Source organism: Herpetosiphon llansteffanensis, assembly GCF_003205875.1.
Lineage (GTDB): Bacteria > Chloroflexota > Chloroflexia > Chloroflexales > Herpetosiphonaceae > Herpetosiphon > Herpetosiphon llansteffanensis.
On the sequence record NZ_PUBZ01000085.1, the window covers coordinates 1 to 23547 of the forward strand.

Annotated in this window: 16 protein-coding genes; 3 read left to right on the forward strand and 13 right to left on the reverse strand. The window is 50.8% G+C overall.

Annotation, left to right across the window (positions count from 1 at the left end; all coding sequences use genetic code 11):
* Positions 1-609 precede the first annotated feature (609 nt).
* From C5S61_RS09390 to C5S61_RS09410, 5 genes are all read right to left on the reverse strand, one after another.
* Entirely contained in the window at positions 610-1656 is a 1047-nt protein-coding gene (locus C5S61_RS09390) for a 2-oxoacid:ferredoxin oxidoreductase subunit beta (RefSeq protein ID WP_110514800.1), read from the reverse strand.
* 3 nt (positions 1657-1659) lie between these two features.
* Entirely contained in the window at positions 1660-3495 is a 1836-nt protein-coding gene (locus C5S61_RS09395) for a 2-oxoacid:acceptor oxidoreductase subunit alpha (RefSeq protein ID WP_110514801.1), read from the reverse strand.
* Positions 3496-4570: 1075 nt separating this feature from the next.
* Positions 4571-4987 carry a CBS domain-containing protein gene (locus C5S61_RS09400; protein ID WP_110514802.1) on the reverse strand — a complete coding sequence of 139 codons (417 nt, stop codon included), beginning with the start codon at positions 4985-4987 and terminating at the stop codon, positions 4571-4573.
* A gap of 100 nt (positions 4988-5087) precedes the next feature.
* Entirely contained in the window at positions 5088-5753 is a 666-nt protein-coding gene (locus C5S61_RS09405; protein ID WP_110514803.1) for an SIMPL domain-containing protein, read from the reverse strand.
* 181 nt (positions 5754-5934) lie between these two features.
* Positions 5935-6816 carry a LysR family transcriptional regulator gene (locus C5S61_RS09410; protein WP_110514804.1) on the reverse strand — a complete coding sequence of 294 codons (882 nt, stop codon included), beginning with the start codon at positions 6814-6816 and terminating at the stop codon, positions 5935-5937.
* Positions 6817-6990: 174 nt separating this feature from the next.
* Between C5S61_RS09410 and C5S61_RS09415 the strand changes: the two genes are divergently transcribed.
* Positions 6991-8448, forward strand: a complete 1458-nt coding sequence (locus tag C5S61_RS09415; RefSeq protein ID WP_110514805.1) for a catalase — start codon at positions 6991-6993, stop codon at positions 8446-8448.
* A gap of 468 nt (positions 8449-8916) precedes the next feature.
* On the opposite strand, the gene C5S61_RS09420 is transcribed toward C5S61_RS09415, so the two are convergent.
* Both C5S61_RS09420 and C5S61_RS09425 read right to left on the reverse strand, forming a co-directional pair.
* Entirely contained in the window at positions 8917-9906 is a 990-nt protein-coding gene (locus tag C5S61_RS09420) for a hypothetical protein (RefSeq protein WP_110514806.1), read from the reverse strand.
* A 10-nt stretch (positions 9907-9916) separates the two neighbouring features.
* Positions 9917-10378 (reverse strand): ABA4-like family protein, encoded by a 462-nt coding sequence (locus C5S61_RS09425; RefSeq protein ID WP_110514807.1) that lies wholly within the window; start codon positions 10376-10378, stop codon positions 9917-9919.
* Positions 10379-10682: 304 nt separating this feature from the next.
* Here C5S61_RS09425 and C5S61_RS09430 point away from each other — a divergent pair, with 304 nt between their 5' ends.
* Positions 10683-11687, forward strand: a complete 1005-nt coding sequence (locus C5S61_RS09430) for a DnaJ C-terminal domain-containing protein (RefSeq protein WP_110514808.1) — start codon at positions 10683-10685, stop codon at positions 11685-11687.
* 84 nt (positions 11688-11771) lie between these two features.
* A complete protein-coding gene (locus C5S61_RS09435) occupies positions 11772-14240 on the forward strand; it encodes an ATP-dependent Clp protease ATP-binding subunit (protein WP_110514809.1) in 2469 nt (822 codons plus the stop codon).
* A 56-nt stretch (positions 14241-14296) separates the two neighbouring features.
* Here C5S61_RS09435 and C5S61_RS09440 read toward each other — a convergent pair whose 3' ends face one another.
* The 6 genes from C5S61_RS09440 to C5S61_RS09465 form a co-directional block, all read right to left on the reverse strand.
* Entirely contained in the window at positions 14297-15148 is an 852-nt protein-coding gene (locus C5S61_RS09440; protein ID WP_110514810.1) for a hypothetical protein, read from the reverse strand.
* Positions 15149-15228: 80 nt separating this feature from the next.
* Positions 15229-15453: an MbtH family protein gene (locus C5S61_RS09445; protein WP_110514811.1), complete on the reverse strand. Its 225-nt coding sequence runs from the start codon at positions 15451-15453 to the stop codon at positions 15229-15231.
* A 145-nt stretch (positions 15454-15598) separates the two neighbouring features.
* Positions 15599-16498: an amidohydrolase family protein gene (locus C5S61_RS09450; protein ID WP_110514812.1), complete on the reverse strand. Its 900-nt coding sequence runs from the start codon at positions 16496-16498 to the stop codon at positions 15599-15601.
* A gap of 57 nt (positions 16499-16555) precedes the next feature.
* On the reverse strand, positions 16556-18778 hold the full coding sequence (locus tag C5S61_RS09455) for a protein kinase domain-containing protein (RefSeq protein ID WP_110514813.1): 2223 nt from the start codon (positions 18776-18778) through the stop codon (positions 16556-16558).
* A 383-nt stretch (positions 18779-19161) separates the two neighbouring features.
* Positions 19162-21561, reverse strand: coding sequence for a hypothetical protein (locus C5S61_RS09460; RefSeq protein ID WP_110514814.1), 2400 nt, complete (start codon positions 21559-21561; stop codon positions 19162-19164).
* Positions 21562-21874: 313 nt separating this feature from the next.
* The gene (locus C5S61_RS09465; RefSeq protein WP_164689314.1) at positions 21875-23278 is read right to left on the reverse strand and encodes an exo-alpha-sialidase; all 1404 of its coding nucleotides are present in this window, start codon (positions 23276-23278) and stop codon (positions 21875-21877) included.
* Between the last annotated feature and the right edge of the window lie 269 nt (positions 23279-23547).

Genomic DNA, 23547 nt, shown 5'->3' on the forward strand with positions numbered 1-23547 from the left:
GGATTGGGGGTCAGGGGTCAGGGGTCAGGCTCTAGGCTATGGGCTTTTGGCTATAGGAATATAATCAATGCTGTGCTTAACGCAGCGGCGCAGAGAAGGTATGGCTATGGGCTGTTGGCTATGGGCTATATGTACTGGTACATTGGATGCGCAGCCATGTTCCCTCACCCCCAACCCCCTCGCCCACTGAACGCGGGCGAGGGGGAGCATGCATTTTTCACCAAGGAATTGCGGCAGAACAATGAATTTAAAGCCCCTCTCCCGCGCCACGGGAGAGGGGTTGGGGTGAGGGGATCAAGCCGTGGTTAACCCAATGAACCAGTACAGCTATAGGCTAACGGCGAATTGGTGAAATTCGTGGAATTCGTGGCTAAAAGCCTTCGTGCGCTTCGTGGATTAGATTTTTAACGCAGCGGCGCAGAGAAGGTATGGCTATGGGCTGTTGGCTGTAGGCTTTGGGGCTTTTGATTTTTGACTTTTGATTTTATCTTTATGCTTTATGTTCTATGCTCTTTGCTCTATGTTCTGGCTTTTATATCCTTCATCCTTAAAAAAGACCACCCCAGCCCTGAGCAAAAGCCAGAACTGGGGTGATGCGCCAAAACCAAATTAGTACAAGTCAGCCAAGACTGAATCGAGGGCTTCTTTGGTTGGGCGGAGTTGTTCTGCTGAGAGATGGCTCAATGGCTGTTCGTCCATGTGCAACAAATCGTGAATCGTGCGATTGTTAGTTTGGTTGACATAGAGCAAGCCAGTGATAAACTCTTGGTTTTCGCGAGCGGCATCCAAGCGTGACAAGGCGGCAACCCGATTGGTTGGGTCGTAATCGGTCTCAAGTTTTTTGAGCACAATTGTCGAGCCGTCGTGCATCTTGACGGGAATTGCTTCGCCTTCTTCGTAATCAACCGTGATTTCTTCTTGGGCGCGGATGAAGGTCATGTCGTGCAGACGTTCTTCATGTTCCTTGCCATACGCATAGCTCTTGGTTGAATCTTCGTGGTTGTTGAAGGTCACACATGGGCTGATGATGTCGAGAATCGCCAAACCACGGTGGCTCAAGGCTGCCTTGAGCAAGGCTTCAACTTGGCGTGGGTCGCCAGCGAACGAGCGTGCAACAAAGGTTGCGCCACCAATGATCGCTTCTGCACAGAGATCAATTGGGGGAAGTTCGTTCAAGCCAGCATATTTCAGCTTTTGACCGATGTCGGCGGTTGCTGAGAATTGGCCCTTGGTCAAGCCATATACGCCGTTATTTTCGACGATATACACCATTGGTACGTTACGGCGCACCAAGTGCTTGAATTGGCCCATCCCGATCGAGCCAGTATCGCCGTCGCCGCTCACAGCCAAGCCGACCAAGTTGCGGTTGGTGATGATCGCACCAGTTGCAACTGAGGGCATGCGCCCGTGAACGCTATTGAAACCGTGTGAGCGACCTAAGAAATAGGCCGGAGTTTTCGATGAACAGCCAATGCCGCTGAATTTAGCAACTTGGTAGGGCTGAACACCTAATTCGAAACAGACCGACACAATCCGTGATGAGATTGAGTCGTGGCCACACCCTGGACACAGCGTCGAAGGTGCGCCTTTGTATTCACCTTGTTCAAACCCAAGCAGGTTAATTTTTGGCTTGGGAGTCGCTTTGGTCGTTGCCATGGCCTATGCTTCCCCTTTTTGTACTGATTCGGTAACCCAGCGGGCGGTTAATGGCAAGCCATCGCAGCTTGCAACAGCAATAATCCGGCCAGCTAATTCTGGGTATTCCATCCGCAACAATTGTGCCATTTGGCCGTTGTAGTTGTTGTCAACCACATAGATGCGTTCGTACTTGGCCACAAATTCGCCAACTTCTTTGGTGAATGGCAATGCCCGCACCCGTTGGTAGGCGGCGTTGATGTTGGCTTCGCGCAAGCGATCCAAGGCTTCGATAATGGCTGGATCGTTCGAGCCATACGAGAGAATGCCAATCGTGGCGTTTTCTTCGTTGACCGTGATTGGTGTTGGCACGATCGTCCGTGCAGTTTCAAACTTACGAGCCAAGCGGTCCAAGTTGGCGACCCACTCGTCTGAGCGTTCGGTATACTTGGCATCTTGGTTGTGGCCTGAACCACGCGTGAAGTAGGCTGCTTTAGGATGATTAGTGCCAGGCAGCGTGCGATATGGAATGCCATCGCCATCAACATCGCGATAGCGGCCCCAATCGCCAACTGCGGTCAAGGCATCGGCATCGAGCACCTTGCCGCGATCCATTGGCTCGGTTGGGTATTCGAAAGGCTCAGAGATCCATTGGTTCATGCCCAAGTCGAGGTCGCTCAGCACAAACACAATTGTTTGCAAGCGTTCGGCCAAATCGAATGAGCGCCAGCCAAACTCAAAGCATTCTTTGATGCTTGAAGGCAGCAAACAAACGTGTTGGGTATCCCCGTGGCTCAAGAAATAGGCTGAGATCAAATCGGTTTGACCGGTGCGGGTTGGCATACCAGTACTTGGCCCCATGCGCATAACATCCCAAACCACACATGGAACTTCGGTAAAATAGGCCAAGCCGGTAAACTCAGCCATCAACGAAAGCCCAGGGCCGGAGGTTGCGGTCATTGAGCGAGCGCCAGCCCAACCAGCGCCAATAATCATCCCGATGGCTGCCAATTCATCTTCTGCTTGCACAACGGCGTAGGTTGGCTTGTTGGTTGCTTTATCGATGCGCAGTTCTGGCAAGTAGTCGTTGAGGGCATCGACCAAGCTGGTTGAAGGCGTAATTGGGTACCAAGCGACGAATGAAACGCCACCGAAGACCGAGCCAATCGCACCAGCTGCATTACCATCGAGCATAATCATGCCCTTGGTTTTGTCCATGCGCTCAACGCGGAATGGTGATTGGGTGGTGATGTTGGCAGCAGCCCAAGCCACAGCCGCATTGACCACATTCATATTCGAGGCAATGGCTTTTTGCTTGCCCTTGAAGTGCTTGTTTAAGGCACTTTCGATTTCGGCAACTTCAATGCCGACCAAGTGGGCTAAGACCCCAACATACACCATGTTGGCAATATAATCGCGCAAGCTGGCATCGACCCCTGAGTTCTTCACCAATTCCTTGACTGGCATTGGGAAGTAGGTCACGTCGCTGCGGGAAAGCTCTTGGCGCGAATCATCAGGATACAGACAAATCCCACCTGGCTCAAGCGATTGAAGGTCATCGCCAAAGCTGGCTGGATTCATGGCCACCAAAACATCGCGTTTATGACGGCGAGCTTGATAGCCATCCTTGCTCAAGCGAATTGAATACCACGTGGGTAAACCTTTGATGTTTGATGGAAACAGGTTTTTGCCTGTTACCGGAATACCCATGTTGAAACAAGCACGGAGGATGGTATTATTGGCGGTTTGGCTCCCAGAACCATTGGGAGTAGCCACAATAATCGCGAAGTCGTTAATATTCACGTCCTCACGGGCGATTTCAGCGGGCTGTTGCTCCGTCTGATAATCTACGACTGCCATGAACGTATTCTCCTTAATTGGCTTCTTTGCCAGGTTATAGCCTCTAAAGATACTGCGAACCTAATGGTTCGTCAACCAACCAAAGCCGGTCTCTAAACCATAATTGTACGCCGTGATTGCTTTAGCTGCGATGTGTTCTATCTATTATATCCATAGAGCGCGTCTATGAGAACAGGGGTTTTAGTCAGTTTTCAGCACAATTTTGTATTTTAGCACTAAAAGAAGAACCAGCCGCTCTGTGCCATGAGCGGCTGGTGTGCCAACTGGAGAGGGGAGAGAGGAGCACCGAGATGCGTAGTTGCCGCTACGACCTCGTATCAATGCTGACGCTTTGCCAATGATGCATGTCCAGTGCTTCAGAACTGCGTCATAATAAAAACTGTTTTATCGGATAAATCAGTTTTTATTGATGGGCGTAGTGTATCCAAGATTGGTTGGTTTGTCAAGTAGCAGTTTGCGAAGGGATGAAGGATGAATTATGAGGGAGGAATGATAGAACATAGAGCATAGAACATAGAACATAGGGAAAGGGGATCGGTTGTTGGGGATTGGGGATAAGAAATTTAATTTTGCGCCTCTGCGTTAAAAAGCTGATCCACGCAGGGTTGCAACCGCGAAGGCCACGAAGCAACACGAAGGTTTTTTAGCCACAGATTGGCACAGATGATTGGGATTATATTCCGCTAGCTAAAAGCCTATAGCCAAAAATTTTTAGCCACGAATTGCACGAATTCCACGAATAATTGTTCCAATAGCCAAAAGCCAATAGCCTAGTGCCATGATTCCTCTGCGCCTCTGCGTTAAAAAGCTGATCCACGCAGGGTTGCAACCGCGAAGGCCACGAAGCAACACGAAGGTTTTTTAGCCACAGATTGACACAGATTCCACAGATTGAATTCCCAATAGCCAAAAGCCTCATAGCCAATAGCCACAATTCCTCTGCGCCGCTGCGTTAAAAATCTGATCTATGAAGAAACTGAAGAGCGCGAATTAATTGATCTTAGTGATCCTTCGCGCTCTTCGTGGTTAAAAACCTGACCCTTTCATCCCTCATCCCTCATAATTCATCCTTCAATTACTGCCCTTCTTGGCCCAATTTGCGCACAATATCGGTTTGCGAAAGCACGCCGATTGGCCAAACGCGGCCATCATTGCGCTCCTCGACCACGACCAACCGATGAATTCGGTTGTTGGTCAGCAGATTGGCGGCGCGGCTCAGATCAACATGGGGCATACACGTAATCACATCGCGGGTCATAAACTCACCAACTGGGCTATCCATCGAGCGCTCATAATCGAGGCCTCGACTCCACGCGCCCAGCGCATCAGTTTGCGAAAAAACACCAGCTAAAGAACCTGGGCCATCAACCACAACGAGGGCTTGAATGCGGTTGCTTTGCAGCAGCGTGATCGCCTCACGCAGGCTGGTTTCGGTACGACAGGAGATTACGGCTGCGTTCATGGTATCGCCAACGGTTAATTGAGCAGTCATTGCCATGCTCCTTTGCATTTCTGAGGTTTGGCCGAGGTTCGATTGTTGGCTATTATAGCATGACGCACTGCATTATCAAGTACTTTTTAGCGAATATTCGCTAAATCGAAAAATTCTCATTTTGGTTGATGATAAATGCCACCTGAACCTGCACCTCAATCCGTTTGCGATGCACCATTGCCAAACCAAGATCGTCTTTGGTAAAACTGGGCGCAGCAGCTCGTGGTGCAGCCGCCGATTTGCGAAACAAGGCTTGAGGAGCATAGGTTTGTTGCTCGCTATGATAGTGATCATCAACTCGATGCACACCAATAATCTGCACGCCAAGGGTTTGGGCCATCGCTTTGGCCTTGGCTTTGGCTAATTCCAGCGCAGCTTGTAACCACGTATTGATCATTGCTTGATCATCGGGAAAGCCCCAGGTGACGTTTTCGAGGCTGACTTGTTTTTGGCTGGTGATAATGCCTAACAGATCAGGCAGTTGCTCCAAATCGTCGCAGCGAATTAATAGGCTATAGGTGGCGCTGGAACTGCGCAACAACATGCCATTATTGACCTCAGCAACCACGCTTTGTAGTTGGATGGCGGTTTTGGCCAAGCCATAGTTGGTCAAGGCTTCGACCAGCTGGCGCACTTCTTTGGCTTTTTCCAAGGCTGTAGCATTGCTAATCACCGATGAGCCTTTGATTCTGACGCTGATTTCGGCGCGATTGGCATCGATCATTTGGTGATAGTTGCTGCTGACATTGAGTAGATTCAGTTCCATCAAGAATCTCCTTTGTTGATCCACGAAGGACACGAAGGGTTGAAACCACGAAGAGCGCGAAGATCGCGAAGGCTGAGTTTTTTAGCCACAGATTGCACAGATTTTTGAGATTATGTTCCTATAGCCCATAGCCAAACGCTCATAGCCTATAGCCCAAGCCATATGTTCTATGTTCTTTGCTCTATGTTCTTCCTAAAAGGTTTGTTTTCAGCAAAGTAAGCACACTCCTGCTTGGTGGGCGTTGATGATGCCATGCGGCGACGATTCTGCGCTGCGGCTGGGCTTCGACTAAGCGCCGATAAACTATGTTTGGCTGGGGTTCTGCTTGGGCCAAGGATTGCGGCACAAACGCCATTCCCAAACCAGCAGCGACACAACGTTGGATGGTCGCTAAATTGGTGACCCTACCAACAATTTGTGGCTCCAAATGTTGTTCGTAGCAAAAGGCATCGACTTGGTTGCTCAAACAATGATCATCGTGTAACGCCAGCAGCGGCATGTGATATAAATCATTTAATTGCAAGGCTGAACGTTGCGCATAAGCGTGCGTAGCGGGCAAGGCAACCAACAATGGTTCATCAAATAATGGCTCAATCTGCAGTAACTGATGCTCAATCGGCGCACTAGCAATGATCAAATCTAAGCTGTAGTCGATCAGCTGCATTAATAATTTGCTCGTCGTGTGTTCAACTATTGTTAATGTTGTGCGCGGATAATGGTGTTGAAAGGCAGCGCTAACATGAGGAAAAAAGTGCTGCGCGATGGTTGGGATAATGCCCAGCGCCAAACGATAGGCATGCTGTTCAACGCTATCGCTCACATGGTGCTTGATCGAACGCCATTGGGCCAGCAATTGTTGAGCTTGAGGCAGCAAGGCTTGGCCAGCAGTTGTGAGCCGAATCGTGCGACCCAAGCGTTCAAACAGGCTTTGGCCAAGCTCATGCTCCAATTTGATAATTTGCTGGCTGAGCGAGGGCTGGCTGACTGCACAGCGTTGAGCTGCTTTGCTGAAACCACCAGTTTCGGCTACCGCCACAAAATAGAGCAATTGATGAATTTCCATAGTTGTTGCCTATAGTTTGTATAGTTAATAAGATCTTGCAACTATAGCTATAATAGCATACAGTATGGGGGCATGCTTGGCTTCGGCCAACTACTGCACCTGTTCGTTCGCTCGCTTTGTGCCAAAATAGGCGAGCACCCCGTTTTCTCAGATTACCTTAGGAGATTTGTTCGAATGGATGAGCAAGAACAACTGACGACCGCCCATGGTGCGCCGATTGCCGACAATCAAAATTCATTGACGGCTGGCCCCCGTGGCCCACTGTTGATGCAAGATTTTCAACTGTTGGAAAAAATGGCTACCTTCAACCGCGAACGGGTGCCAGAACGGGTCGTCCACGCTAAAGGTTCGGGCGCATTTGGGACGTTTACCGTTACCAACGATGTAACGGCATATTCCAAGGCTGCGATCTTTGGTGAAGTTGGCAAGCAAACTCCAGTCTTGCTGCGCTTCTCGACCGTTGCTGGCGAACACGGCGCTGCCGATGCCGAACGCGACGTGCGCGGTTTTGCGGTTAAATTCTACACCGACGAAGGCAACTGGGACGTGGTTGGCAATAACACGCCAGTGTTCTTTGTGCGCGACCCAATGAAATTCAGCGATTTTATTCATACCCAAAAGCGCAACCCCAAAACCAATATGCGCACGCCTCAAGCAATGTGGGATTTCTGGTCGCTCTCGCCCGAAAGCTTGCACCAAGTAACCATCTTGTTTAGCGATCGCGGTTTGCCAATTAGCTATCGCTTTGTGCATGGCTTCGGCAGCCACACCTATAGCTTCCTCAACGCCCAAAACGAACGCTTCTGGGTCAAATTCCACTTCCGCTGCCAACAAGGCATCAAGAATTGGACGAACGCCGAAGCAGCCGAAGTCGTTGGTGTTGATCGCGAAAGCTCACAACGCGATTTGTTTGAAGCGATCGAACGCAGTGAATTCCCCAGCTGGAAGCTGTGTGTGCAAATTATGCCCGAAGCCGAAGCTGAAACCTACCACATTAACCCATTCGATTTGACCAAAGTTTGGCCACACGCCGATTATCCATTGATCGAAGTTGGCACCTTGGAGTTGAATCGCAACCCAGAAAACTACTTTGCCGAAATCGAACAAGCCGCTTTTGAGCCATCAAATATCGTGCCCGGCATTGGCTTCTCACCTGATAAGATGTTGCAAGCGCGAATTATGTCGTATGCTGATGCCCATCGCTATCGAATTGGCGTGAATTATGCTGCGTTGCCAGTCAACAAGCCCCATTCACCAGTCAACACCTACCATCGCGATGGCCAAATGCGCTTCGATAATAATGGTGGCGGTGCGGTTAATTACGAGCCAAACAGCTTTGGCGGCCCAGTTGAAAACCAACGCTACGCCGAGCCAGCACTGAAAATCAGCGGCGATGCCGATCGCTACAACCATCGCGATGGCAACGACGATTACACTCAGCCAGGCAATCTGTTCCGCTTGATGAATGCTGATCAACAACAACAATTGTTTAACAACATTGCAGCTGCAATGCAAGGCGTGCCAGAATTTATTCAATTGCGCCAAATCGGCCACTTCTTGAAAGCCGACCCAGCCTATGGTCGCGGTGTTGCCGCAGCCTTGGGCCTCGACATCAGCAGTCTCGAAGCTTAATTTCGAAGGATGAAGGCTGAATTATGAAGGATGAACAGCTCGCACCTTTGTAATGCAGCAGATTAAAGATTGAGGCTCTTGGCTGAAGTAGCGGCAAAGCTACCAAGCCAAGAGCCTTTTTATTGATCCACGAAGGACACGAAGAGCACGAAGAGCTGAAACCGCGAAGAACACTTTTTAGCCACAGATTGCACAGATTTTTTTGATTATTGTTCCGATAGTCCCATAGCCTTCAGACTAGAGCCATATGTTCTATGCTCTCTGTTCTATGTTCTTTGCTCTGATTTTCATACCTCATCCTTCATATTTTATTTTTGCCACAGATTGCACAGATTTTTTTGATTATTGTTCCGATAGCCCATAGCCTTCAGCCTAGAGCCATATGTTCTATGCTCTCTGTTCTTTGCTCTAACTTTTTCATCCTTCATATTTTATTTTCGCCAGCCTTCAGCCTAGGAGCCATATGTTCTATGCTCTCTGTTCTATGTTCTTTTTATTCATAACAATACTCGTAAATAATATACTTACGACTGCCAGCCCAATCCAACTGGTGAGCGTGATGGCATCTGGTTGGAGCAGTGCTTGACCACGTAGCGCTTGAACCGTTACGCTGGCGACGAGGCCGAGATAGGCAACTGCCGCGCCCCAAATCAAGGCCAAACGTTGCTTATCGCTGAAACGTTGCTTAGCGGTGTAGAGCAACCAGCCAATCAAGGCCAGCACTTGTGCGCCGTGAATTCCAATGAAGTGGGCAATGCGCAAATCGCCATGTTCTGTGCTCCAGCCTAGCACCGCAATTCCACGACCACCATCAGCAGCGCCAACCGTATGGGCACCGATTGCAGGAACCGACCCACCTGCTTCTAAGATGTTCATCTGGTCAGGGCTTGGGCTGGTCATCAAGAAGCCAAGGCCAAAGCCAATTAACATCAAGGCCATTCCAAGTTTCAAACTGAGGATGAAAGCGCGATCGGCAACTGGTTTTTGGCGCAAGAAGACCACAAATCCGATGATATTGATCATGTAGAATACTGCGATTGTCGTGCCCATGATGCTCCATAAGGTTTCATCAATGGGAGTCGCAATATTAAAGTGCATTGGTTGGCCGCGCACCGCTTGAATAATAAAAAGTACAATTTCGATTGAAAGTGCTGCTGCACAAGCATCCAGCACAAAGCGCATCAAACGTGGGCGAACTTTGACATAACTGAACATCCACAGCACTGTGGGCGCATACACCACAAACGAGAAGGCAAATTTCAGGCTTTTCATCCAAACAGGTTGGCCAAGCACCTCGCGCGGGTCAACAATCACTCCGGCCAAGGCAAGCACCAAGAAAAAGCAACTAATGATAAAAAAGCTGGTCATGCCTTTGCTGGTGGCCCAAAATTGGCGCAAAATCGCTCCCGCTCCTGGCATCGTCTGCCGAGCCTCTGGGAATTGAGCAGTCGTTGTCATGGCTGTTCCTTTATTTAGCTACAGTTTGAATAACAGGTGTAGTTTTTGCTGAACGAACAAGACCGTGGATCGTGCGCACGACCATATAGATCAAGAATCCTGCTGGGCCGATCATAAGAACGCTGATGAGGATAAGACTGGTGATTGGCGCAAAAATGTTGCGTTCGCGGCTATCTAAATAGATCCAACGCCCAACGAAGAGATCAAAGGCCAAAAAGTGCACCCAGCTGAGCGTGGCACCGGTCTCATTGCCGATCAATTCAATGATGCCGGGCAAGGTTGGGTTGCTCACGCCTGTCCAAACAGTGCCAAAAACTGGCACCAAGACAATTACATAAATCAAGGCTGGGCCAAGAATAAGCCATGGCGATTGAATGATCCGCTGCGTCCACTTCCAAAAGGGCAGCACGACCATCAAAAACCAGAATGGCATGACAAACAAACTGCTCAGCGAAAATAATTGCGCCATCATAATGACCTCCCGCGTATGTAGATAGGTTAACTACTGAGTATTCTAGCGGCCCAAACCCTGCTTGTGATGGCTATTTGGGCCTAGGCGGTTTATGCCGAAAGAACTAGGGCGATTGTGGGCTGAAAACGCTAGACGAAGCAGGGCATGGCTTGGTACTATTGGAATGAGCGATCGAGCTGTACTTCTCTGCGAACTGCTAACAGCATATTAGAAATTAGCCGTTAACGTTGCATTATCTTGACATGCCATGGTGGGCGGCGTATGATCAATTCACGTTCAGAAGTTCGCACTAGAAGGGGTTGTAATGGATTACAAGGATTACTATACAATTCTTGGCGTAACGAAAACTGCAACCGAAGCTGAAATCAAAAAAGCCTATCGGAAATTGGCGCGTCAATATCACCCAGACCTCAATCCCGGCGATTCTGAAGCTGAACGTAAATTCAAAGAAATCAACGAAGCCTATGAGGTTGTATCGGACAAAGATAAGCGAGAGAAGTACGATCGCTTCGGTGCCGATTGGGGACGCGCCCAAAGTACAGGTTCGGGGTTTAATTGGAATCAATACGCCTCGCAACCAGGTGGTTTTGGTAGCAACTTTGGCGGCGATTTCGCCAACGGTGAGTTCTCCGATTTTTTCGAGATGTTGTTCGGCAATGCCAGCCGCCGCCAAACCAGCGGGGTCTATGGCAATCGCCGGCCACAACGCGGCCAAAATGTTGAGCAAACCATTGATGTCACTTTAGCTGAAGTGCTCAGTGGAACCCAACGCACAATTCAATTACAAGCGCCCGAAATGTGTAGCAGTTGCGGTGGCAGTGGGGCCAGCCGTGGCAGTATTTGCCCAACCTGTGGCGGTACTGGCGTAAGCGGCACAAGCACCCGCACCATCAACGTGCGCATTCCCGCCGGAGTCGATCAAGGGTCGCGCATTCGCGTTGCTGGCGAAGGTAGCCCTGGCATCGACCAAGGTAAACGTGGCGATTTGATGTTGGTGGTCAATCTCGTGCCCGATAGCCGCTTCGAGCGCAAAGGCAACGATTTACATACCGATCTCGCAGTCGATTGGCATACCCTCATCCTTGGTGGCAAAATAAAAGTCCCATTACCTGATGGGAAGCAATTAACATTGACGGTGCCCGAACAGACCCAAAATGCCAAGGTGTTTCGTTTGCGCGGCCAGGGCTTGCCCAACCTGCGCGACCAAAATACTCGCGGCGATTTGCTGGTCAAAGTTCAGGCAGTGCTACCAACTAGCCTGACTCCCAAACAGCGCGAATTGGTGATGGCTCTACGGGATAGCGATTAACCGAAAGGCTGAAGGACGAAGGATAAAGGATGAAGCTGTTTCATCCCTCATCCTTCATCCTTCATCCCTTCAAAGGGTTTTTATATGAAGTTAGAACGATTTACCGAAAAAGCGCAAGAAGCGTTTCAACATGCCCAAGAGTTGATGCACGAACAGCATCACTCGCAGCTCGATGTTGAGCATATTTTCTTGGCTTTGTTGCGCCAATCAGATGGGATTGCCGGGCGGGTTTTGGGTCGCCTTAGTGTCAATGTTGAATCGGTGATTGCCCGCGTCGAACGCGAGCTTGATAAATCGCCCAAAGTTTATAATTATGGCTATCCTCAGCAAAGCGTCTACGTTACGCCGCGCACCCAACGCTTGGTCAAACGCGCCGAGCAAGAAGCCGAGCGCATGGGCGATCAATATGTCTCAACTGAGCATTTGTTGATTGCAATCGCTGGCGAACGCGAAGGTGCTTCGGCCCGCATCCTTGCCAGCTTTGGCATCGATACCGAGCGCTTGCTGGCAATTCTGATGGAGATTCGTGGCTCGCAACGCGCCGATGATCCAACTGCTGAAAGCCGCTACGAAGTGCTGGAAAAATACAGCACCGACCTGACCGCCCTCGCCGCCCAAGGTTTGCTTGATCCGGTGGTTGGCCGCGATGGCGAAATTACCCGCGTCATTCGGATTTTGAGCCGCCGTAGCAAGAATAATCCGGTGCTAGTGGGCGAAACTGGCGTTGGTAAAACTGCCATCGCTGAAGGCCTCGCCCAACGCATTGCCAATGGCGATGTACCAGAACTGTTGCGCAATCGCCGCGTTTTGGCCCTCGATTTGGCTGGCATGGTCGCTGGCTCAAAGTTCCGTGGCGAGTTCGAAGAACGGCTCAAAGCGGTGATGGACGAAGTGCGCTCGGCCAAAGGCAAAGTGATTGTCTTTATCGATGAATTGCACACCGTGGTTGGCGCTGGCTCAGCTGCTGGCTCAATCGATGCCTCGAATATGCTCAAGCCAGCCTTGGCGCGTGGCGAGATGCAAGCCGTTGGCGCAACAACCACCGACGAATATCGCAAACACATCGAAAAAGATGCAGCGCTCGAACGCCGTTTCTCGCCAGTCTATGTTGAAGAGCCAGATGTTGAAACCACCATCGAGATGTTGCGCGGCTTGCGTCGCCGCTACGAAGAACATCACAATTTGACGATTAGCGATGCAGCCTTGAAGGCCGCCGCCAATCTTTCACACCGCTACATCAACGACCGCTTCTTGCCCGACAAAGCGATCGACTTGATCGACGAAGCCTCGGCCAAGCTGCGGATTGATATTTATTCGATGCCCAAAGAGCTGCGCGAAAAGCAACAAGCCATTCGCGATCTGCACCGTGGCGAGGAAGATGCTGGCAATCAGCGCGATTACGAACGCGCCGCGATTCTCAAAGCTGAAGCCTTGGCCTTGGAAAGCGAATTTCAGCTCGAACGCCAGCAATGGCTCGAAACCAACCAACTCGATGATGTGGTCGACGAAGAAGATGTTGCAACCATCGTCGCGACGTGGACGGGGATTCCGGTGCAGCGCATGCTCGAAACCGAAAAACTCAAGCTGGTCGAGATGGAAGAACGCTTGCATGCCCGGGTTGTTGGTCAACACGAGGCCGTCACTGCGGTTTCCGACGCGATTCGGCGCGCTCGTTCGGGCCTCAAAGATCCACGTCGCCCAATCGGCTCGTTCATCTTTGTGGGGCCAACTGGGGTTGGTAAAACCGAATTGGCCAAAGCCTTGGCAGCCTTCCTGTTTGATGATGAAGATGCCATGACCCGTGTCGATATGTCGGAATACCAAGAACGGCATACCGTCTCGCGCTTGGTTGGCGCACCTCCAGGCTACGTTGGCTACGATGAAGGCGGTCAATTGACCGAATCGATTCGTCGTCGTCCATATCAAGTCATTTTGTTTGATGAGATTGAAAAAGCCCACGGCGATGTGTTCAACGCCTTGTTGCAAGTGCTTGATGATGGTCGCCTGACTGATGCGCAAGGCCGAACTGTTGATTTCCGCAACACCGTGATCATTATGACCTCGAATGTTGGGACTGATGAGATTCGGGCTGGCTCGATTGGCTTCCGCCGCGAGAACAAAATTGACCTTGGCGAAGTGCGCAAACGGGTTGATGATGCCTTGAAACGCACCTTCCGCCCTGAATTCTTGAACCGGATCGATGAGATCATTCTGTTCAAGCCATTGGAAATGGCCGAATTGACTGGGATTATCGATGTCTTAGCCGATGAAGTTGTCGCACGCTTGAGCGAATTGCAAATTAGCTTGCATTTGACCAGCGCAGCCAAGGAATTGTTGGTGCAAGAAGGCTATAATCCCGTTTATGGGGCCCGCCCACTGCGCCGCACCTTGCAACGCTTGGTCGAAACGCCGCTCTCACGGGCGTTGCTCAAAGGCGAATTCAGCGCTGGCGATGTGGTCGAGGTCGATGTTGAAAATGGTGTGATTATTTTCAACAAAGGCGAACAATTGCAAATGACCAGCAGCAAACCGGTTGAGCCACTTTCGGCCTAAACCAAACGAACTGCACGCCAGCGGTCGAGAAACTGTTTCTCGACCGCTGGCTTTTTTTAGGTCAATACATGCGCGATGATCGTCGCGTTCGAATCACCTTCGGCGGCCAAAGCTTGGGCTTCTTCGGCAGTTTGCCACCAACCCCAAGCGCCTTGCTGAAACGTGCCCAAGACATCAAACGGCACATCAAGCGGCAAGCAGGCAGCAATTGATTCGGGATTTTGCATTTGCCAGCGTTGCAAATTCGCCTGTTCAGCAACTGGCTGATAGGCAATGCGCGCCAGACACAGCGCAACATCATCAGCGGTGTAATTGCGATTAAATTCCATGGTCAAAATCGAACCAGAATAGGCCGTGCGATATTGCGAATAGCCACAGCCGCTGGCTGAATCCATGGCCAAGGCATGCAAGGCCAGCCACGGATTAAACACCAGCGAATTTTCCAAGCCAACAATCCCATCCTCATCAATGAAGCCCAAGAAGAGCTGAAATTGTTGATACCCAGCACCCAAAAAGCTGTCAAGCCCAAGCGTATTGAGCTGCGAGCGCAATTGCACCACTTGGGCCACCATACTCATGCCATTGTTGCCTGGTTGGCCGCTGAAGCGCTGAAAATAGCGTTGATAAAGTTGGCTCAATGCCGCGAACGTCGGCTCGCAGCGCAAACGTGGCTGCTCAGGATCGTTACAGAAATCAAGCCATAGATCGTGTGGTTGGCTTGGATCAAATACGAGGCAGGAACGGCCATGGCGGGTGGTGAGCGACGGACATGAACCCAAGCTGATCGAACCATCGCTGCGGGCTGGCGTGCGGCTTAATCGGCGGTGCGAATGCCAGCGAAAGCCCCATTGATGCAGGGTTTGGTTGCGGCGCAGTTCGGTGTGCCAAGCTGGCAACGTATGGCTCATCACAGGCTCCTTGCAGCAAAAAACGACTACCCTTGGAGGATAGTCGCTTGCTGTGTCAGGCAGTGACTTTTTGCAGCTGTTTAGCCTTCGCTTGTTTGCTCATCCATTATTTTGCGCAAGCTCAAGGGCCGCATATCGGTCCAGACTTCTCTGATATAGTCCAAACATTCGGCTTTGGTGCCAGATTTGCCTGCATCGTTCCAGCCCAGTGGATTTTCGCGATCAGCTGGCCAAATCGAATATTGTTCTTCGTGATTAATGACCACCTTATAAATCGTAGTATCTTCTTGGTCATTCCAACTCATGGTCGATAACCCTCCACGTATGCCAACCGCTTGGCTGGCAGGCTTTGAACATCGCAGCTGCTGGGAGAAATTGAATGCTGAGGCATTGCGTAGCTGCATTCTACCGCATGGCTTCATGGGCTAGCAAGTGCAAAAATTGCTCTGCCTAGGCCAAAATACTTGCTTGCGTTGCCAATTGCTCGATTAGGGCAGGCTCGACTTTATAGGCGTGCAATTGCTGAGCAAAGGCCACTTCATCACGCATATCCAACGATTGCGCTGAGGTTAGGCTATCGGTGCCTAAACCAACCCGAATTCCGTGCGCAAGCATCTGTTCAAGCGGCATGCGCCCACATAAGAGATTGTGGTTGGAACGCGGGCAATGCACCACAGCACAATCATATTTGGCAATTAACGCCAGATCATCGGCATAGACTTGGACGGCATGCACCAACACTGGTTGGGCTTCCAAAACCCCAAGCTGTTCGAGATAGGCAATTGGTGAGCATTGCGGAGCTTGCCACTCAATATGTGGCGTGATGCGGCGATTAAGCTCGCGTAGCCCGCCAATTCCTTGCTGCAAAAAGGCCACTTCTGCTGGTGATTCAGCAATGTGGATGGCCAAAGGCAAGGCTTCATCCTGACACCAACGAGCCGCTGCCTCAAATAGTGACGGCGCGCAACTATACGGTGCGTGAATGCTGAGGCCAATTTTCATGGCATTTTCGCGTTTGCGCCAGCTGTCGATTTCGCGTTGGGCGGCGCGAAATCGCTCGCTTGCCACTTTTGGATCAAAGCCAAGCACTTCGAGGTAGACCACGCCCGCCAATCCACTGTTCAGCAAGGGTTCGATGCTTAATCTGGTGGCCGAAATATCGCCAACCGTGGTGGTTTGATTGTGGTGAAGCTGTTCGATTGCGCTGTGGATGCCGCGTTCGAGGGTTGCATTATCGAGCTGCATGCGCCGCGCCAACATGGTTTGCAGCCATGCGCCAAATTCTTGGCCAGTTGGGCAAAGCTCGGCCAAGGCGCTAAGTTCTAAATGGGTATGGGCATTGGTATACATTGAGCACTCCAGCTAGTTGCGATTCTGCTCAAATAGTAGCACCAATGCCCATACTGCCTAGATCATACTGACTAATTGCCAGAGAATAACCAGAAACGTGATTAAAACAATTGCGCCAATCAACATAAACAACCAACGGCTGCGTTGTTGGCGGTTGGTGTATAAACGCGGGGCTGGCGCTTCGCGAATAGTATTATCTGCTGGCGGCATGGGCAGCGTTGGTGCGCTGGTTGGTTCTGGTGCTTTGGCTACCGCAGCTGGCGTTGGTGGCAAAGGCTGAACCCGCCGCTTAGTCGGCTCTGATGGCGCTTTTTCATATTTATTGCTAGGCGTTGGCGGCGTTGGCAACGATTCTGCTGGCACCACGTTGGCAACGGGCTGGCTGGCCGTTTTGGGTGCAGTTGGCTCACTTGCCACTACCACAGGCGTTGGGGTTGAAATCGCTGGCTGGCTTGGGCTATTCACTGCTTGGTCAAGCACGGGTGTAATTTTGCTGCGCACATATTCGCCTGTGCCGGTTGATGAAATGCCCAAAGCTGCTTCCAACGCTTCTGCCAAATCCAAACCAGTTGGAAAGCGCTCGCTGGGATCTTTGGCCAACATTTTGAGAATCACCGCCTCTAGTTGGCTCGAAATTGCCGGATTGATCGAGCGCGGCGCTTTGGGCGGCTCGGCCATATGCAGCATGGCAATCGCCAGCGGATCGGCATCGTCAAACGGCACTTGACCCGTCCACAGCTCATACAAAATCACACCCAAACTGTAGAGGTCGGTTTGCGGTACAACTTTGGCCGATGAAATTGCTTGCTCTGGCGCGACATAATGTGGCGAGCCGAAAATCTCGCCGCGTGTGCCAACTTCGGTCAACAAGGCCAAGCCAAAGTCGGCCAAAATTGCCCGTCCATCTTTGTTGATCATAATGTTCGATGGCTTGACATCACGATGGATTACGCCTTTGCTATGCGCATAATCCAACGCCGCGCAGATTTCGCGAATCATACGACACAGCGTGCGTGGAGTCCATTCTTGGGCGCTGGTCCGCACCTGCTCAATTACCTTGTGCAGATTTTGGCCTTCGATATACTCCATTACCATATACAACAGGCCATAGGAATCGCCATAGTGATAGAGCCGCACAATGTTGGGGTGTTCGAGCTGGGCAATGGCTTGCGCTTCGCGATTGAAGCGCTCTGCATAGCTTTGATCGTTGCGGAAAGGCGTATCGATAACTTTGATTGCCACCGTGCGATTGAGCCGCACATCGACCCCACGGAAAATGTTGGCCATGCCACCGCGCCCAAGCAACGCCTCAACCCGATAGCCGTCGAGATATTGGCCTTCCAACGGTTTTTCTGGGTCGAAGGTAGCAAAGCCCAAGGCTCCTGGCTGTGATGGTGGGCGCACGCCAGGCGCAACATTTGCTGCCGCCGTAATTTGATGACTGCCCGTGATGCCCAAGGCTTGTTCTAGCGCCGCAATCAGATCTGCGCCAGTTTGATAGCGTTCAGCTGGTGCTTTGGCCAAAGCTTTGAGCAAGACCGCTGATGTTGCATCGTTGAGCTTGGGATTTTTCTCTTGCGGTGATGGTGGAGCTTGGGTCAGGTGTTGCAAGGCCACGCTGGTTGCCGACGGATCATCAAATGGCACCGAGCCAGTCAACAATTCATACAAAATCACGCCCAAGGCATACAGATCCGATTGCGGAATTGCATCGGACGAGCGGCGTGCTTGTTCGGGCGCGATATAGTGGGCAGTGCCAAAGACTTCGCCCTGCGAACCGAGCTGGGTATCAAGCGCCAAGCCAAAATCCATCAACACTACCCGCTGGTCGTGGGCGACCATCACGTTTGAGGGCTTGATGTCGCGGTGAATTACGCCCTTTTTGTGGGCATAATCGAGTGCGCTGGCCAAACTGCGAGCGATGTGGATCACGGCGCTATGCGGCAAGAGGCTACTGGTACTGGTGTATTGGGCAAGCACTTTGGAAAGATCAACGCCATCGATATACTCCATTACAAAATAATAGAGATTATCGGTATCGTCGGCGTAGTAGATTTGCACGATATTTTCGTGCCGCCAAGTGGCGATGGCGCGGGCTTCGCGTACAAAGCGCTCGGCATAGCTTGGCACTTGACGATAGCGCCCATCGATCACCTTGATTGCCACAGGCCGATCAAGTTTGACATCGTGGCCGACGTAGATCAAGCCCATGCCACCACGGCCTAGAACTCGGTCGATGCGAAAGTTGGCGAGTTGTTTTCCAAGCAGATCATCAGTCATAGTGTGCCAAGCTTAAAATCAAAAGTCAGAACGATTTGATCGAGCGTGTGATAGAGTTGTTTCTCGTTGAGCCACGAATTGCACGAAGGTTAAGTTTTTAGCCACAGATTGCACAGATTATTGGGATTGGGCTATTGGCTGTTGGCTTTGGGCTTTAACTTGATCCTTCGCTTCTCTGCGTCCCTGCGTTAAAAATATTGATCCCCAAATCCTATGTTCTTCATCCCTCATCCTTCATAATTTTCTCTCTGCCCCGGCCCCTGATCCCAAAATCTATGCTCTATGCTCTATGTTCTATGTTCTTCATCCCTCATCCTTCATCCTTCATAATTTTCTCTCTGCCCCCAAATCCTATGTTCTATGCTCTATGTTCTATGCTCTCATTACTGGCGACTATGGCGGCCTTGGGTAATTTTGGTCAATTCGCTGATAAAGCGATTGAGGCCATTGACATAGCTTTCAAGATAATCGTTGGCGATCCGGCGAGCCAAATCGCGTCGCCCAACATTGATAAACATGCCAACATGCGGGCGGAAATCGCGCAACGAAACGTGCATCACGCCATTGGCATCGGTAATTACGCCCCAAGCCAAGGTTTTCTTTTCGTTATCGTCTTTGGCGGTGATAAAGCGCGCGAGTGAGCTGGTATCGGCGACCGCCCCAACATTGGAAAGCACTTCGCGGCCTTTGATCAAATCGTTGAGCACATCGAACTTGCCAGGAATGGCATCGAGCAAGCGTTGCAAGGCCATTGGCACGTGTGCCAACAAGCGCAACGCTCCCGATGAGGTGCTTTCGCCCGATTGCGCAATATCTTTGGCACGGGCTGAAACCTCGCCAAAACCAGCAATCGTGGCCAAATAATGCTTTTGGGTAGCTTCAAATGTATCCCAAACTTCGGCCCGCCACTCTTGCCGTGCCTGATCAAGCAAGCTCAACGCTCGTTCGTGCAACTTGGTGATCTCAAGCTCTTCGAGTGGAACCTCAAAGGTCATGGGATGCAGGCGATCGCTGGGATTGGGAATGCTGCCATCAACCGGAATTAAAATCGCTGGATTTGTGAGCGATTCCTCAAACGCCGTGATTGTTGCTTCAACCGCTGCCTTGAGCTGTGGATCGTTGGCAGCTTCTTGTAACGAGGCTTGCAACTCAGGATTTGGCTTGTAGGAAACAGCATGGATGGCGCGATAGAGCACCAAAATATCATTAACTGTGATTCGAATTTGATCGTTGCGCTGCTTGAAGAGTTTGCGCAAATCCAAAATTTTCTTCAGGTCCAGCCCGATTGATTCGGCGCTCGCTTCGGCCACAATCTTAGGGCTATCAGCTAAAATCTGTTTTTCTTCTTCGTTGAGTTCGATATTTGGAGCATATGGCCGCACCGATCCTGCTACTGGAGCTGGTTGGCCGCGCAAATAGACCGCCCAAGCCAAGGCTTCGAGGGTCATAATTTCGGCGACTGCTGAACCCCAAGCGCCATCGAAGAAAATATGCGATTGATCAAAAACCATACTTGAGCCAGTATCGATCAAGGTCAAGCCGTGGTCGCCAAGTGCGCGTTCGGTTAGGCGCACTTCGGCCAACGGTAAATGGCGCGGGCGGCCATCGGCATTAAACCAAATTGGCGCACAACGCAGGGCTTCGAGTTGTTGGCTGGTTTCAGGCCGCAGCTTGCCCAAAATGCTTGGTAAACTTGCGCGCTTGGTGGTTGCCAAAGGAATCAATGAGGTTGGCGCATGATTGGCGGGGCTGGCCAGCAGCGCGGCAATCTGACTGCGCACATTGCTCACATCGTTTGGGCGCGTGCTATTGGGCGCACACGCAGGAATCAAATAATAATGACCACGCCAGATCAAGCCAATATGCCAACTTTGGCGCGGCAAGGCCACCATATTTTCGTTATACGGCGTGGGGTCAAGATACGCTGCCAACGACATTTGGCGTTGATAGGCAGGCAGGGCAATTTCGCGGGCGCGTTGAAACTGCTTGCCCCAGCGTTCGCGCAGCTCTTTAGGCAAATCGCGGGTTGATTCGGCCATAAATTCATCGAATTTACGTTTGCGATAGCTGGCGTAGGTTTCTTGCGATTGCACATCGGGGCCACGGCCATAGGGTCGTTGGCGTTCCCATTGGCTATAGAGATCGGCAAATTGGCGCGTTTCAGGATTGACCTTGGTTAAATCGCGCAGCAAAGCCAACGAAACGCGTTCGCGCCATTCATTTTCAAGCAATTCAGGGTAGCTGTGGAGAATATGAATTGCCGCCATGACCCAAGCTGTCATGCGGTCGATCGGTGGCAAATTGATTTTATGATCGTTGAGCGTTTCATCGAAGCCGATGGTTTCGTTAGCGTGGCGGGCGGTATCTTCGCGCAAGGCATAGCCAACATAAAATTGCCATGTGCCTTCGGGAAACGCATCTTGCGGATCTTTGCCTGCTAGCTCAAGCAGCTTTTGATAGCCCCAAATAACCGCAGCAGGCCCAGCAAAGAAGGTGCTAAACACCGCTTTATCGAGTGCTTGCTCAACCCCGCGAAACATGAGATTTACATCACGTTTAATGACATTGCCTGCTGGTCGACGGCCTGTTAATTTGGCTAAACCACTTAAAATTACCCCGGGCACATTGCCAGCTGGCACGACCCGCGAGATTTGGTCAACAACGGCATCGATCTCCGGCAACGACAACCGCGACACCTGACTGATTGAGATTGAACGTGCAATACTCCGCAAGTTATCAGCAGTCAAATGCGAGGCAGCGGTGAACTGTTGCTGCGAATCCATGATACCCCATCCACACCACATGCCCAATGGCTAAAAAAATTAATATGCTTATGATAGAGGAGCCTAGGCAGGCTGTCAAAAGCTTAAAAAGTTGCCCGTTTTGACGCGTTGCGCTGTTATGCTAATCCTACTATATTTTATCGTTTTTTGAAAGCCCAGGCTGAAATTATGAAGGATGAATTAACGAGGAAATTCTATACCTTAACCACGAAGAGGAATGAGGCGATTGGCTTTGGGCTATCGGAGATCCGATTGGGCAATCAATCTCAATACCCACAAAGCCAATCGCCAATAGCCATACGCGACAGCTCAGTTAGTTGCCAACGAATGGCAGATAGATGCGCTGTTCGCCATTGGCGGTGCTGCTTACGCTCAAGGGCCATCGTTGATCATTAGTTTGAATGATTACGCTGGTGGTTAGCACGGTACCAGGTGCCATACTGAGATCACCAACTAAAACTCTCACATTCATGCTTATTGGCTCACCGACTGCCAGCAGATGCTTCCATATGTATTGGTTTGGAGAATGATAGATGAGAGTTCCATGGCTGGCACTTTCGCCTCCAAGATAAAGGGTAACTGACGTTGGCATGGTTATCGTAAGCTGGCCAGTGTTCGGCGCGAGGCCCGTATTGGTAAATTGTAGCGTGTAGTTGAGGTCTGTTCCGGGGTCGAAATTGGTTTGATCAACGCTGAGGTGGGCATTGCTCAGATCAGCGGGAATAACCAAATCGTGTTCGAGCCAGATATTATAATCGCTGGCGCTGGCTGGACGGCCCCACGCCAACAGCAAACGACCTGCCTGCTCAGTTAGCAAGCCATGCGGCTCGACATCGCCAGCATGCTCATTCGTAACCGCAACTTCTGGTGACCAAGTTTCGCCATCGCTGCTGGTACGATACATCACATCAAAGCCTGTTGCATTGCTCGCTTTGACATAACTCACAAAAAACGTGCCATCTTCAAGCACAATTGGCATTGCATCGTGGCTATTGGCATCGATTGAAAGCGGATGCGCCGGATTGCTCCAGTTGTAAACATCATTTGAGGTTTTGCTATACATTTGGAGCATGGTATTGCCAGTTTGATAGGCCACAACATATTGGTTATCTGCGGCCCGCCATGCCAAGCGCGGCAATTGGCCTTGGGCAATTTGAGTGCGTTGGGTATCCCAGGTTACTCCATTATCACTTGATTGAGCAATATGCACCGTCGAAGGGCTGCCCAGCCGCTGATAGGTCATGGTCAACTTGCCATTTGCCACAATTACGGTTGGATTGATCTCGCCAGCGCTAGCCCAGCCAAGCTCAAGCGGGCCTTGGGCTGTCCAGGTTAAGCCATCGCTTGAGGTTGCCCGATGAATCCGAAAGCCGCCAGTTGCATTCGAAAGATAAAAAAGACTATAGGCTTCCGCACCATGCTGCACCAACGCTGGGTGGCGCTCGTTGCTATTGGTGGCAATGATTGGCTGCGGAGTGCTCCACGTTGCCCCATTATCATTCGAGCTGCTCAGCAATAAATCGCCGCTAAGATTGGCCGGATTCAAACGCTCCAACACAATCACCAGCTGATTCGAGTCGCCAAGCCGCATAATCGACGGCTGATAATCCAATTCTTGGCCAGCATACATTGGCCCGCGAGCCAGTGGTTGCGCATACAAACTACTGATCAAAAGTCCTGCCAACCCGATTCCAAACCAACGGATTAAACGAACCATCCAAACCTCCAGAAACAGCATTTGCCAAACCTGCCTTACTCCTTAGCCGCACTTCGCTCGTATAATCAATACGCTCGGCGTATCTATTAACAAAATTTAACTATTGTAAAGCATTTGTGTCATCGTCCTAAAGGTCTACATCCTGCAAGCAACTGCTCCGCGAATGAGTTCTTGATCGTAGAAGCCAATTCAAAGCGCCTAATACACCTAAGAACTAGCAGTTGATCAATGGATAGTACTATGCTTAATCGTCGCAATGAATGCTAGAA

Excerpts from the sequence above, each read along its gene's own strand:
- C5S61_RS09390 (WP_110514800.1), bottom strand. The coding sequence starts at position 1,656 with ATGGCAACGACCAAAGCGACTCCCAAGCCAAAAATTAACCTGCTTGGG.
- C5S61_RS09395 (WP_110514801.1), bottom strand. The coding sequence starts at position 3,495 with ATGGCAGTCGTAGATTATCAGACGGAGCAACAGCCCGCTGAAATCGCC.
- C5S61_RS09400 (WP_110514802.1), bottom strand. The coding sequence starts at position 4,987 with ATGACTGCTCAATTAACCGTTGGCGATACCATGAACGCAGCCGTAATC.
- C5S61_RS09405 (WP_110514803.1), bottom strand. The coding sequence starts at position 5,753 with ATGGAACTGAATCTACTCAATGTCAGCAGCAACTATCACCAAATGATC.
- C5S61_RS09410 (WP_110514804.1), bottom strand. The coding sequence starts at position 6,816 with ATGGAAATTCATCAATTGCTCTATTTTGTGGCGGTAGCCGAAACTGGT.
- C5S61_RS09415 (WP_110514805.1), top strand. The coding sequence starts at position 6,991 with ATGGATGAGCAAGAACAACTGACGACCGCCCATGGTGCGCCGATTGCC.
- C5S61_RS09420 (WP_110514806.1), bottom strand. The coding sequence starts at position 9,906 with ATGACAACGACTGCTCAATTCCCAGAGGCTCGGCAGACGATGCCAGGA.
- C5S61_RS09425 (WP_110514807.1), bottom strand. The coding sequence starts at position 10,378 with ATGATGGCGCAATTATTTTCGCTGAGCAGTTTGTTTGTCATGCCATTC.
- C5S61_RS09430 (WP_110514808.1), top strand. The coding sequence starts at position 10,683 with ATGGATTACAAGGATTACTATACAATTCTTGGCGTAACGAAAACTGCA.
- C5S61_RS09435 (WP_110514809.1), top strand. The coding sequence starts at position 11,772 with ATGAAGTTAGAACGATTTACCGAAAAAGCGCAAGAAGCGTTTCAACAT.
- C5S61_RS09440 (WP_110514810.1), bottom strand. The coding sequence starts at position 15,148 with ATGAGCCATACGTTGCCAGCTTGGCACACCGAACTGCGCCGCAACCAA.
- C5S61_RS09445 (WP_110514811.1), bottom strand. The coding sequence starts at position 15,453 with ATGAGTTGGAATGACCAAGAAGATACTACGATTTATAAGGTGGTCATT.
- C5S61_RS09450 (WP_110514812.1), bottom strand. The coding sequence starts at position 16,498 with ATGTATACCAATGCCCATACCCATTTAGAACTTAGCGCCTTGGCCGAG.
- C5S61_RS09455 (WP_110514813.1), bottom strand. The coding sequence starts at position 18,778 with ATGACTGATGATCTGCTTGGAAAACAACTCGCCAACTTTCGCATCGAC.
- C5S61_RS09460 (WP_110514814.1), bottom strand. The coding sequence starts at position 21,561 with ATGGATTCGCAGCAACAGTTCACCGCTGCCTCGCATTTGACTGCTGAT.
- C5S61_RS09465 (WP_164689314.1), bottom strand. The coding sequence starts at position 23,278 with ATGGTTCGTTTAATCCGTTGGTTTGGAATCGGGTTGGCAGGACTTTTG.